Source organism: Lentibacillus sp. Marseille-P4043 (genome assembly GCF_900258515.1).
GTDB lineage: Bacteria > Bacillota > Bacilli > Bacillales > Amphibacillaceae > Lentibacillus_C.
The window spans coordinates 1,424,511-1,438,062 of record NZ_LT984884.1; the positions used below are offsets into that span (position 1 = coordinate 1,424,511).

Sequence of the window (13,552 nt, forward strand, 5' to 3'; positions counted from 1 at the left end):
ATTTGTGTAAGGGGTTAGACATTCGCTGCATTAAAGTGTTAAAGTGATAGAATTCAAGGAAAGTCCTGTGGAGGGAATATGAGCTCCCTATTAGATAGACAGATTAAAAACCTGGATACCTAATGGGGAGTCTTTCTGTCTAATTAGGAAAGTCTTAGGAATTCAGCAAAGGAGTGGGAAGAATTAGAGCACTTGATAAATAACATCAAAGTATAAATTCAATTTGAGCTCAATTAAAGTTTAAGATTGAAAAATTTTCAAAGTATGGTTTTTTGTGTATCAGCTAGTAGGTTTGCTTTTAATATACAATAACTATTAATTTGGTTAAAATTTGGAAGCCCCTAAATAGCTTCAGTCTATATCCTATATCTTATATTTAGGATATAATATTGTTAGTTGTAATAGTATTGAATATGTGTTTTGCGCTTAACACAAAACTGCAATGGTCTAGTACATAGTTTTGAAACGAAAATTACATAATTATTTCAGTGAACCTCCACAAGCATGAGTCAAGGAACCAAATGCCTAGGGGATCTCGCTCTGCCATGGGGGATTATCATGTTCGCTTCTCTACTCAAATAGTGGCTATGTATTTTTTCTTTGCAACCTTGGACAGTAAATCTATTAAAATTGTAGGGGTGTTACATAATGGAAGAAATTATAAATATACAATCTTCAAAAGAAGAACAATTAAGAAATGTTGCGGAACAGAATGGAGAGGCATTTGATTCCATCGTAATGTTGTATTTGCAAGAGCGTCTTTTGCAACGCTTGTCCGTGTCTGAATATCGAAATAAGTTTTTGCTTAAAGGGGATCTCTTTTTATTTTCTATCACACAGTTTAAGGCAAGGCCGGTAAAAGAGATGAGCTTCTTGGCTGAACAAGTTCCTAATGATATTCCATACATCAAAGCGGCGTTTGAATCAATTTGTGCTATTTCCAATGGGGAAGATGGCGTGATGTATGGTAAGGATAATATTACTGTAGAGCGGATCGCAGTAGATTATGAAGGTGTCCATGTGAAAATTCCAGCGTCATTTGGAAACGTGAAAAAGGAATTACAACTGGATATTGGTTTTGGTGATATTATTGTGCCGAAACCACAAGATATGCTCTATCCGACATTGATCAGTGTGAATCCACTGCAAATTCTAGGATATTCAACAGAATCGGTCATAGCTGAAAAATTTGATTCGATTTTATCACTGTCAGCTGATGACAAGATGGCCAATTTGTACGATGTTTACACATTATTAACTGCTAAAAATTTCGATGGACGTGTTTTGTTAGAGGCTGTCTTTGAAACATTTCAAAAAAGAGGTACTCATTTAGAAAGAGAACAGGCTGTATTTTCCCAATCATTTGTCGAGGATGATGCACGGGTTAAACAATGGAACGACTTTGTAGGTCAAATGGGTTCTATGGATGATGACTTGGAATCCCACATGGTAATGAAGGCAATAAGCAATTTTCTATATCCTATTTATCAAGCTATTATTAATGAGAATGAATTCTTTAACGTGTGGAATTGTCAATTGCAGGAGTGGGAATAACCATTTAGGTACATAAAAATAGTATGGGGGCTGACCTCATACTATTTTTATGTTTTTTTATAGTGTTTTCACTTGTCACTACTTAGCATTGCAACCTCAGCTATGGCCACTGAAATTTCTCCTTGTGAATGGATGTTTTAATGTACCTTTGAATTCATTTCCGTAACTTTTTATATATGTTTTGTTGTTATGGTATATACGTATTCCGGATAAGATACCCACCAAGTTGTATGCCACTATCGCCAATGTTTGTGATAAGTACCGACCGAACTACCCAGGACTATCAATCTATTTTTATGAAATCCATGGTGAAAGCGTTGACATTAGAGTGATAGTTTTATAGAATCACTGTTGAAATATTTCGATCATTATCAAATAAAGGAGGTTTTTCAGTGTTTAAGGGGAAAATCAGTAGGAAAATAGCACCGGTTGCGCTGTCATCTGTCTTGGTGCTATCTAGTTTTGTTGGAATTGGGACAACTAAAGCTAGTGCAGCGGAAAAAACGAAGGGTGAAATCGAAAATATCATCTTCATGATTGGGGATGGCATGGGACCAGCTGCTATCACAGCTCATCGTTATATGGAAGATGATGACACGTCAACTTCTTTAATGGACGACATGGCTTTCGATCCATATTTAGTAGGTATGCAATCTACTTTTCCAGAAGATGATGATGAAAATGTTACAGATTCTGCTGCGGGGGCGACAGCAATGGCTACAGGGATAAAATCATATAATGGTGCAGTTTCTGTAGACAATGATAAAAATGACGTAAAAACAGTTCTAGAACGAGCAAAGGAGGTAGGGAAAGCGACTGGAATGGTTGCTACCGTTCAATTAAACCATGCTACACCTGCATCATATGGTGCTCATGCGGTCGAACGGCATAATTATAATGAAATTGCGGATGAATACTATGATGAACTAATTAATGGTAAGCATAAAATCGATGTTTTACTTGGGGGTGGAACGGATTATTTTATTCGCGAGGACCGCAACCTGGTTAAGGAATTTAAAAAAGATGGCTATAGTTACGTAACGAATCGTGAAGAACTGCTTAACGATAATAATGAGCAAATCCTAGGTCTGTTTGCGCCTGTTGCGTTACCAATGATGATCGATCGTACAGAAGATATCCCGTCTTTAGCTGAAACGACAAACACTGCAATTGAGCGATTAAATAGAGATGAGGACGGATTTTTCTTAATGGTTGAAGGGTCCCAAATTGATTGGGCTGAACACGATAACGATATTGTCGGCGCAATGAGTGAAATGAAGGATTTCGCTGAAGCGTTTAAGACAGCGATTGAATTCGCTGAGAAAGATGGTCATACATTAGTTGTTGCGACTGCCGACCATGCTACAGGTGGGCTTACGGTTGGACGCGAGCATGATTACGTTTGGCATCCAGAGGTTATTAAATCTGTCAAACATTCACCAGACTATATTTCAGAACAAATTGTTGAAGGTGCAGATGTAGAAACGGCATTGACGGAAAATATCGACCTTGATTTAACAAAGGAAGAAATTCAATCTATTATCGATGCCAAGGAAAATGCAAACCCAGAAGAAGTCCAGGATAGTATTTCCTCTGCGATAAAGAAAATTATAGACGTGCGCAGTGCAACGGGTTGGACGACTAGTGGGCATACAGGAGTCGATGTTCCAGTTTATGCATATGGCCCAGGTGAAGAAATGTTTGCTGGTAAAATTGATAATACGGATCAAGCCAAAAACATTTTTAAAATTTTAAATGAAGAAGAAGAGACTGAAGTAGATTACACCGATGTTAAGCCAGGGGATTCTCATTACGAAGGTATCCAATGGCTAACGGAAAAGGGAATAAAAGGATATCAAGATGGTTCATTTGGTGTTAGCAACGATCTTACTCGTCCACATACCGCAATTATGTTTACGAAAGCGTTAGGGTTAGACGTTCCAAATGCTGAAGAAGTAGAAAACTATTTCGATGACATCGATGCAAATGATCAATATGCCAAGTTCATAGCAGCTGTTGGAGAAGCTGGTTTGTTTAACGGCAGCGATGGAAGCTTTTTGCCTAAAAAAGATTTAACACGGGAACAAATGGCAACAACGCTAGTAAATGCATTTGACCTTGAAAGCAATGAAAATAATGTTAATATTAATTTGGAGAATGTTAGTGATTCGCACAAAGCTAGCGTCCAAATTTTAGCAGACCTTGGAATTACCAATCAACTAGAAGATTTCCGCCCAAATGATGCAGTTACCCGCGGAGAATTTGCGACTTTCTTGTATCTTTCTCGGTAGGGTGGTAGTAGTGCCTGTCACTTCCCGAATTTTGTCGAAAGTGTAAGGTTGGAAACGGTCCCGCAGTAGCAATAAGAATGTATAGATGAGAAAACCCCCAGGATTTGGTTTTAGTAGACTAATGGGGGTTTTTCAATGCTTAAATATATCCTTCAGTTGGATTTTGCTGGGACAAGGGACCTGTCCCCGTGTCCCAGTGGAATTTAAAAAATCATTTTATCGCCATTGCTAATTCGCATTTCGTTTATCATCAATCGTATTTGACTTAAATAATCCTCTTTAAGATTTAACGACTTATCAATTAATTGATGCTCCTGCTCGAGGGTTAACTGACATTCCTCGAATTTTATACCATTTCCTCTTATCCATCCGATGTATTTTAGCTGTTCCTGTGTAATATTAAATCCTAAGTATAGGATGAGAATATAGAGATATTCCTTATTGTGATCATTTTTAAAAGACTCCAGAAAAATTTTGTTTATAATACTTTCCTTTTTCTGGCTTAGAGTATCGCCTTTAATATTTGACGTTCCATTGCACTTAAGTTTATATATAACAAATCACTGGGACGTAATCTTTTGAAGTTACTCATACGCTGTCAGTCCTTTCTTAAAACAACCTATGATATGGGATGATTGTCCTATTCTTAGGGTTTGTTATAGGGTGCCTGTCACTTTTGTCAAAAAAGAAGTGGCATGGTGGGACAAGGAACCTGTCCCCATGTCCCATTATTTAAATTGGTAGTTTAGTCTCAAAATTCAATAAATTCATTGACATTTTTATCCTTTGGAAGTATGTTTAAGTCATATGTTATTAAAATTTGAATATCGATAAGAAAGACACCTTGGGAGCGGCATAAATTAATGTCTGTATTCGTCAAGGTATTTTTATTCTTACCGCTATTTTCTATAATTCTACTATCAATGGAGTTTTCAATACTCCTGATATAAAAAACCTTAGGAGGGGAAGTATTAATGGTAGATAAGAAGTTTTTTAGGAGGTTTACCGGTACAATAGCCTCTGTTGCGGCTGCAGCAAGTTTAACTTTTGTACCGGTTGCTTCAGCAGCACCCGATTCATACCCGGATGTAAAAATAGGTGACAGCCATTATGAGGGTATCATGGCTCTATCAAAAGAAGGCGTTGTCAAAGGGTATGAAAATGGCAAGTTTGGTCAATGGGACGATATTACGCGGCAACAAGTAGCTGTTATCTTGTATGAAGCATTTGACTTGGAGGCGCCAAAAGATCTTGACGATGTGTTGAGTGTTTACGATGACATTGACAGCAAGCATATCTATGCGAAGCAAATCGCTGGGGTAACCGAGGCAGGTATTTTCAAAGGGAGTAGCGGTTCTTTCCACCCCGGTAAGATGATTACCCGTGAACAGGTAGCATCGGTTATTTTACTTGCAAAAGACCTAGAAGAATACAATTCAGCTGAGGAAAAGGCGATTGAACTAGATAATGTTGATGCATCACATAAAGAACGCGTTCAAATTTTGGCTAACCTTGGCATTACGAATCAGTATGAAAATTATCGGGCACAACAACCTATTAGCCGTGGTGCCTTTTCAACAATGCTTTATAAGTTGGAACAAAAAGTTGATGAACTAGGAAATAAGTATCAGCTTTACGATAACAAAATTATTAAGGATATCAATGTTGATAGTATGTACGACAACATTGCCTATTTATCTGAAGTCCCAAGGGAAGCTGGAACGGATGGCGAGGTTAGAGCTGTAGAATACATCGAAAGCGAGTTTAAGAAACTGGGATATGAAACGGAAATTCAGCCATTTCCTATCTATGATTATAAATCAGAAGCTAAAGTTCAAATTGGCGATACGGAGATTGAATCACCACATGCATTTAACGGAAGTGAAAGTGGTAAGGTAACAGCGCCGCTTAAGTATGTTGGAAAAGCATCACCTAAGGAAGTGGCGGACGTAGAAGGGAAAATTGCTTTAATAAAACGTGGGGATTTGACCTTTGTTGAAAAGGTCCAGAACGTTCTAGACAAAGGTGCTGTAGGTGTAATCATGTTCAACAATAACGATAATGGAAACTATTTTGGCGAAGTACGTAATGGTCAAAATATCCCTGCAGCCGCTATTACAAAGGAAGCTGGACAAAAATTGGTTGAGCAATTGGATTCATCAGAAGTTTCGGCTACGTTAGATGTTAACACTGAAAAAATCGAGAAGACTTCCTATAACGTAATCGCTTCCATGAAACCAGATCCAGAGCAAGATACTGGTCAACTTGTAACAATTGGCGGTCATCACGATTCTGTTCCCGGGGGTCCTGGTGCAAATGATGACGCTTCTGGGGTATCGGCTGTACTTGAGTTAGCAAGAATTTATGCAGACTCTCCGATTGATACAGAGGTTCGTTTTATGACGTTTGGTTCAGAAGAAAGAGGACTTGTTGGATCTTCTTATTATGTAGATTCACTTCCGCAAAGTGAAATTGATCGCATGGTCGCACACTTCCAAATGGATATGATTGGAGGTCGTGATGCCGGAGATGATAACCCTGCTGGTGGTTTAATCATGTATACAATTGACGGTGAGAAAAACCTTGTCACGGATTTAGGAGCCGCATCAGTTTCGAGAACATTAACAGAAATGATTCCATACGGACAATTAGGACGCAGTGATCATCAGCCATTCCATGATGTAGGTATTCCATCAGCATTGTTTATCCATTCGCCTGTTGAGCCTTGGTACCATCAGCCAACAGATACAATAGATAAAATTAGCAAGGAAAAGCTACAACAAGTTGCTGAGATTGTTGGTTCATCTGCTTACCAAATCGTTCGCCCAGAAACACCAGCATTAGCAAACGATCAAGTTGCAGAAGGATTTGTAGACTACCAATTTGAGGACCGCCCAGTAGATTAATAATAACGAAACGAAAGCCCTGTGGAGGAACAATCCTCGCAGGGCTATTTGTGGTGGGACGTGGGGACAGGTTTCTTGTCCCACCCACGATCCCCACCAAATATGGCTTTCGGGCCGGGACACCTAACCTGTCCCCATGTCCCGCCCCATCCAAAACGGAATATTTCGTATTTTGGTAGTTTTTTTAATAGAATTCCATTATAATCGTATTGCGATCTAATTTTGTAAGGGTTTGCATTTTTGAGATTGTTAGATTTATTTGTGATAACTTAAGGGGGCTTTATTACATGAAAGATGACAAGAAGCAGTTACGTGCATGGTCTGGGGCGACGATTGTGACGGCTGCTGTGGCTGGGGTGGCACTTGCACCTATGGCGGTAGCGGCTGCGGACGTAGGGAACTATACAGACGTGGATGCCGATGATTCTCATTATGATGCGATCAAGAGTCTGACAGAGAAAGGATATGTGCATGGTTTTCCGGATGACACTTTCAAACAATGGAATGACATCAGTCGCCAGCATGTTGCGGTTATTTTGGCAAGTGCGATGGAGTTAGAAACACCGGAAAATGTTGAGGAAGTACTAAAGGCATATGATGATGTGGATGCCGATGATTTATATGCTAATGAAATCGCAGCAGTGACAGAGGCTGAAGTTTTTAAAGGGGAAAATGGCAGTTTTCAACCGGATGAACCGATAACTAGAGAACAAATGGCAACCGTATTATATATGTCCTTGGATTTAAATGATTATTATACGAATACGAACGATGTTGCGGTTGATTTAGGCAATGTAGACGCTTCTCATAAGGATCGTGTCCAGACATTGGCTAATTTAGGGATCACAAATCAGTTGGAAGATTTTGCACCAGCAGCATCCATCTCGCGTGGTGCTTTTTCCACGATGCTTTATTTATCCCTAAAAGCAGTAGACTCACCTGAAATTCATCATATTCAGGGAGCAACACATTACTCTCCTTTTAACGGGAAAGGCGTCGATAATATAGATGGCATTGTTACCTACAAATACGAAATGAATGGATCACATTATTTCCATTTGCAACAACCGGAAGATGAATATGATAACAATCCGGCTACTTCAGAGGCACTTGTTGTATATCTTGGTAAAAATGATCTTGTTGAGGTTGGGGATCGTGTCACCGTTTCTGGGGAGGTCGATGAATATGCTATTGACGGGTATGGTGATCGTCAAGAAACAGACCTTCCGATTACAGAAATTAATGCAAGGGATGACCAAGGTGGCAGTGTAACGGTAGAAGAAAGTGATGTTGCCTTACCTGGTTCAGTGAAGGTTACGTCAAGCGGTATTCCTGAAAAAATCGCTGATGAGACAACATTTGAAGTATTCGACCCTTCCAGTTACGCATTGGATTATTGGGAGAGTTTAGAAGGAATGCGCGTTACAGTGGATCCAACAAAAGCTGTAGCACCGCAAGAACACGGTGATATTTTTACTGTTACCCAAGAATTCGAAACAGATACGATGAATGATGGTGTTTTATTAAAACCGACTGGACAAAATGCTCAAGCCATACCGTTCAAGTTATATCCAAATGGAGATGCACGTGATTTTGATGTAAAAACAGGTGACCTATTTAACGGTGAAGTTACGGGAGTAGTGAATTATGGTTTTTCCAACTATAAGGTTTATGCAGATTTAGATAAAATGAAAGCGATCTATCAAGATGGTGGAACTACACAGGAGAAAACGACGATTACACAAGAAGAAGGGAAATTAACAGTTGCTTCTTACAATGTAGAAAACTTTTCTGCAAATGCGGATGACTATGAGACTCCTGATGAAAAAGCACAGCGTATTGCCGAGGCTTTTGTAAGTGATATGAACAACCCTGATATCATTGGTATTACGGAAGTACAGGATAATAACGGGGGAGAGGAAGGCCCAAATGATGCAGATGCCTCTAAAAGTTTTGAACGATTAATTTCAGAAATAGAAGCTGTTGGAGGGCCTGCGTACGAATATGTCAACATTAACCCAGAATATAATGCTGATGGTGGCAAGCCAGATGCGAATATTCGTGTAGGATTCTTGTATAATCCGGAACGTGTTAGTCTAACGGGTGATAAAGCGCAGGGCGATGCAAATGATGCGGTAGCTTACCAGGACGGTGAATTAACGTTAAATCCTGGCCGTATCCAACCAAACAACCCTGTATTTGAAGATACACGTAAATCACTTGCTGCACAGTTCACATTCCAAGGAGAAGATGTTGTTGTCATTGCGAACCATTTGAACTCTAAAAGTGGGGATACAGGCGCGTTTGGTTCCACACAGCCACCTGTATTGGGAAGTGAAGCAGAACGCGTTGAGCTTGCAAAAGTAGTCAATCGTTTTGTAGAAGATATTCAAAAAGATAATGCCGATGCGAATGTCGTCGTACTTGGTGATATGAATGATTTCCAATTCTCCAAGCCACTAGAAATATTAACTGGTGATGAACTAACAAATATGATCAATGAAGTACCACTTGAGCAAAGATATTCCTATGTTTATCAAGGAAATTCCCAAGTACTTGACCATATTCTAGTAAGCAATCACCTAGCAGAAAACACAGCAATTGACATTATCCATGTAAACGCCGACTTCACAGAAATGAGCGGAAGAGCAAGCGACCACGAACCAGTTTTAGTACAAATCGATTTATAAGAAGAATGGGACATGGGGACAGGTCCCTTGTCCCACCCGCAGACCAGCGCCAGGCAAGGCTTTTGGTGTGGGACACCTAACCTGTCCCCATGTCCCACCTAAAAAGGGAGGAAAATAAAAATGAAGAGTAAGAAGAACATTGGTAAATTTACTGGGAGTACACTTACAGCGGCGGCTGCTGCTAGTATGGCATTTGTGCCGGTTGCTTCGGCTGAAACGCCAGATGGTTATACAGATGTAGCAAAAGGTGATAGCCACTATGATGCAATTATGGCACTTACAAAGGATGGTATTGTAAAAGGTTTTGAAGATGGATCATTTGGTCAATGGCAGAATATTAACCGTCAACAAGTTGCAGTTATATTATATGAAGCTTTTAATCTTACACCACCAGAGGATATGGATAGTATTCTGGAATCATATGATGATGTGGACAGCGATCATTTGTATGCAAAACAAATCGCTGCTGTTACAGAGACGGGAATTTTTAAAGGTAGCGATGGATCGTTTGCACCTGATGAAAAGATTACGCGTGAACAAGTTGCCTCTGTTATTTTGCTTGCGGAGAATCTAGCAGACTACCATGCTATTGATGGAAAAGATATTAACTTGGAGAATGTGGGTGAGTCCCATAAAGAGCGGGTACAGATTCTAGCAGATTTGGCAATTACGAATCAAACGGATGATTTTCGCCCGCATGAAGACATTACGAGAGGTGCATTTTCCACATTATTCTATAAGCTAATGAACAAAGCGGATGAGTTGAATGACAAGGATCAGCTTGACTTGATGCATACAAGTGATACACATGCACATGTGGACAATGGTCCGAAGCGTGTTACTGCTGCTAAAAACTTCCGCAGTGCATATCCAAATGCGCTCTTACTTGATTCTGGCGATGTATTCTCAGGTACGTTATACTTCAACAAATTTTATGGACAAGCCGACATGGCTATCATGAACCTGATGGGCTATGACGCGATGACGTTCGGAAACCATGAATTTGACCTTGGACAAAAAGAAGGAAATCACGAAAAGCTAGCTGAATTCATTGATGCAGCTAATTTCCCAATTGTTAGCTCAAACGTTAATGTTACCAATGACGAGAATTTAAGCCCACTTTATGAAGGTGGAGTTACTTCTCAACCGGAGGAAAGTAATATATACGATGGGATCATCAAAAATGTTGATGGAGAAAAGGTTGGAATCTTTGGCCTAACAACAGAGGAAACAGAAAATATCTCAAGCCCATTAAATGTAACGTTTGATGATTACGTTGCCACAGCACAAAAAATGGTAACAGAATTTGAAGCTAAAGGTGTCGATAAAATTGTTGCCGTGACACACATCGGCTATAACGATAATCCTGACAGTAATGACATCAATTTAGCTAAAGCTGTTGATGGCATTGACGTTATTCTTGGTGGACACAGCCATACGGAACTAGATGAACCGGCAGTTGTAATAGTTGATGCGGCAGGACAAAAGAAAGCTCCGACTATAATTGATCATACATTCCAATATAGCAATTTCCTTGGTACACTAAATGTGAAATTTGATGACCATGGAAAAATTATTGGCCATGCAGCAGAATTAGTATCCATTGATGATCAAGAGCCAGATGCTGAAGCTGAAAAGGTATTGGCACCATACAAAGATGAAATAGATGAAACAATGGAAAAGGAAACTGGTGCAACTGCAGCCCACCCTTTCGATAATCCACGTGGTGATGTAAGTGTGCGTAACAGTGAAACAGCTCTTGGTAACTTGATCACAGACGGTATGCTGAAAAAGGCAAAAACAATTAATAGTGATACAATTATCGCTCTACAAAATGGTGGAGGTATCCGCACAAATATTGATGAAGGACCAATCACTTACGGAGAAATCATGGAAGTACTTCCATTCGGTAACACACTAGCAACCATGGAAATAACGGGAGCAGAATTACAGCAGGCATTTGAACATAGTGTAGCTAATGTGCCAAGTGAATTTGGTGGTTTCTTACACATCTCCGGCATGAAGTTAACCTATGATAGCTCAAAAGATACAGGTGAACGCGTTGTAAGCATGGAACTTGCAGATGGAACACCAATTGATCCTGATCAAACATATGTAGCAGCAACAAATGCATTTACAGCAATGGGTGGCGATGGATACGAAGTTTTTGAAGAAATTTACAAAGACGGACGCGTACAGGACCTCGGATTATCCGACTGGGAAAACCTAAAAGAACACGTAGTTGATCTAGGCACAGTAGAAACTGAAATTGAAGGAAGAATTGTCGACCAAAACAAATAAGTGGGACATGGTTTGCCGTCCGGGACATGGGGACAGGTTAGTTGTCCCAGGTGAAAAGCCACACCACGCGGCACTTTGCTAGTGGGACGTGGGGACAGGATTGTCGTCCCACTTGCCCACCATTTTTTGAACAGAGGTATAGTTTTATTGTCTTGCTTAAAGCTTTTTGTCAAACATACTCAACATAACGGGCAATTCATGTTAAAATAAAATAACATAAATGGACGGGCTACACTTTATCATTACGGTTAAGTGTGGCCCATCTTTATGGAAATTATAGAGTGAGAGGTTTGACATGAACAATAGGTTTGCAGGACGATTGGCTGTAATTGCCTTTATATGTATAATATTCTGGCCTTTGTTAGGCTGTGTTGCATCGGGGGAAGTCACGAAATCAGCGACAAAGATCCCAGTATTAATGTATCATGGGCTTCTAACCGAGGCTGAAAATAAAACGATCGAAAGCAACTCAAGTATCATTCCGGTTGAGAATTTTGAAGAACAAATGCACTATTTAGCGGAACATGATTATCATATGGTCACTGCCAAGGAAATGGATGACTTTTTGAAGGGGGAAATAAATTTGCCTCCCAAAAGCGTCATGATTCAGTTTGATGATGGCCTTCGTAGCGTGTACCGTTATGCCCTGCCAATTATGCAGAAATATGAGCTGCGCGGTATCGCAAATATTATTACTAGCAGGACAGAGATGGATTATGGTGCTGAATGGGATCCAGATAGAAACCAATATATGGATCAGGAGATGTTAGATGAGGTTTCCTCTGTTTTTGAATTACAGAGTCATACGAATGAATTGCATTTCCTTGATCCAGGCGAGAAGTCAAGATTAATACTCGTATCACAGGAGGATGCGATTGCAGATCTCCAAGCATCACAGGAAAAATTGTCAAAGTACGGTGATGTAACACTTTTGGCATACCCGTTTGGTCAATTTAGTTCTAATATAGTAAAGCTTGTGAAGGAAGCGGGTTTCACGATGGCCTTTACAACTGAAAAAGGCTATGTGAAGCCAAATGATGATCCATACCAACTTAATCGGATTGGAATAACCCCGGATATGAGCCTTGAGAAATTTGAGGAAATTGTGAAGGGAGAAGGAGCCAATCCATCGGTATCCGAATAAGCCTATTTGTACTATCGGGCAAAAAGAACTTAAAAAAATTTCTCTGCTATATTTAACTGGGTAAGGGCACATTATGCTCATACCCATTTTTTACCTTTATATTCGCATTAAAGTAATTCTTATTTTGGTCGATAAAATATATAGATATGTAAATTAAGGGAAAGATGGAATTCAAAAGGGGAAACGTAAACTTTCTCCAAAAACTGACATGAAATATATGATTCAAATAATTGGAAACATGTTAAACCCAATTTCAAAAATGTATAGTAACCCCCAACTAATAGCGGATCTAGGGCCATAAATCAACTTGAATTTTTATACGAAACAAATAATTTGCACCACCTATGTACTTATAGATAGACTAAATGATTAGAGGGATTATCCAATAATCTAAGGTTTTCCACAGGTTTTTCCAAATAAAACACTCCACATATTCGACTAGAATATCTACTAATTTTACAGACTATGGATAAATTCCAGATACACTTCCAATAACTAGTTATAATTCTATTAAATTCCGGTTGATAATAGCAATAGATTGCCTATATAATTGAGTTGTCGAGGGGGATTCCCGCTTGATGAATTTAGTAAAAATTATAGTCTTGGTAAGGTAATTGGATAGCCCTCAGCATCCAGACACACATCAAGTTAATATAACTAGGAGGA

The 13,552-nt window shown here is 39.4% G+C and carries 6 protein-coding genes; all 6 read left to right on the plus strand.

The window, feature by feature from the left end; genetic code table 11:
- Positions 1–648 precede the first annotated feature (648 nt).
- The 6 genes from C8270_RS07105 to C8270_RS07130 all read left to right on the plus strand — a co-directional run bounded on the left by C8270_RS07105 (position 649) and on the right by C8270_RS07130 (position 12,886).
- Positions 649–1,554 carry a nucleotidyl transferase AbiEii/AbiGii toxin family protein gene (locus tag C8270_RS07105; RefSeq protein ID WP_106496166.1) on the plus strand — a complete coding sequence of 302 codons (906 nt, stop codon included), beginning with the start codon at positions 649–651 and terminating at the stop codon, positions 1,552–1,554.
- 392 nt (positions 1,555–1,946) lie between these two features.
- Positions 1,947–3,845: an alkaline phosphatase gene (locus tag C8270_RS07110; RefSeq protein ID WP_106496167.1), complete on the plus strand. Its 1,899-nt coding sequence runs from the start codon at positions 1,947–1,949 to the stop codon at positions 3,843–3,845.
- Positions 3,846–4,819: 974 nt separating this feature from the next.
- Complete coding sequence (locus C8270_RS07115; RefSeq protein ID WP_106496168.1) at positions 4,820–6,751, plus strand: M28 family peptidase; 1,932 nt, start codon at positions 4,820–4,822, stop codon at positions 6,749–6,751.
- A 287-nt stretch (positions 6,752–7,038) separates the two neighbouring features.
- The gene (locus tag C8270_RS07120; protein ID WP_106496169.1) at positions 7,039–9,441 is read left to right on the plus strand and encodes an S-layer homology domain-containing protein; all 2,403 of its coding nucleotides are present in this window, start codon (positions 7,039–7,041) and stop codon (positions 9,439–9,441) included.
- Positions 9,442–9,561: 120 nt separating this feature from the next.
- On the plus strand, positions 9,562–11,742 hold the full coding sequence (locus C8270_RS07125) for a 5'-nucleotidase C-terminal domain-containing protein (RefSeq protein ID WP_106496170.1): 2,181 nt from the start codon (positions 9,562–9,564) through the stop codon (positions 11,740–11,742).
- A gap of 295 nt (positions 11,743–12,037) precedes the next feature.
- Positions 12,038–12,886 (plus strand): polysaccharide deacetylase family protein, encoded by an 849-nt coding sequence (locus C8270_RS07130; RefSeq protein ID WP_106496171.1) that lies wholly within the window; start codon positions 12,038–12,040, stop codon positions 12,884–12,886.
- Positions 12,887–13,552: the final 666 nt, after the last annotated feature.

Excerpts from the sequence above, each read along its gene's own strand:
- C8270_RS07125 (WP_106496170.1), top strand. The coding sequence starts at position 9,562 with ATGAAGAGTAAGAAGAACATTGGTAAATTTACTGGGAGTACACTTACA.
- C8270_RS07115 (WP_106496168.1), top strand. The coding sequence starts at position 4,820 with ATGGTAGATAAGAAGTTTTTTAGGAGGTTTACCGGTACAATAGCCTCT.
- C8270_RS07105 (WP_106496166.1), top strand. The coding sequence starts at position 649 with ATGGAAGAAATTATAAATATACAATCTTCAAAAGAAGAACAATTAAGA.
- C8270_RS07120 (WP_106496169.1), top strand. The coding sequence starts at position 7,039 with ATGAAAGATGACAAGAAGCAGTTACGTGCATGGTCTGGGGCGACGATT.
- C8270_RS07130 (WP_106496171.1), top strand. The coding sequence starts at position 12,038 with ATGAACAATAGGTTTGCAGGACGATTGGCTGTAATTGCCTTTATATGT.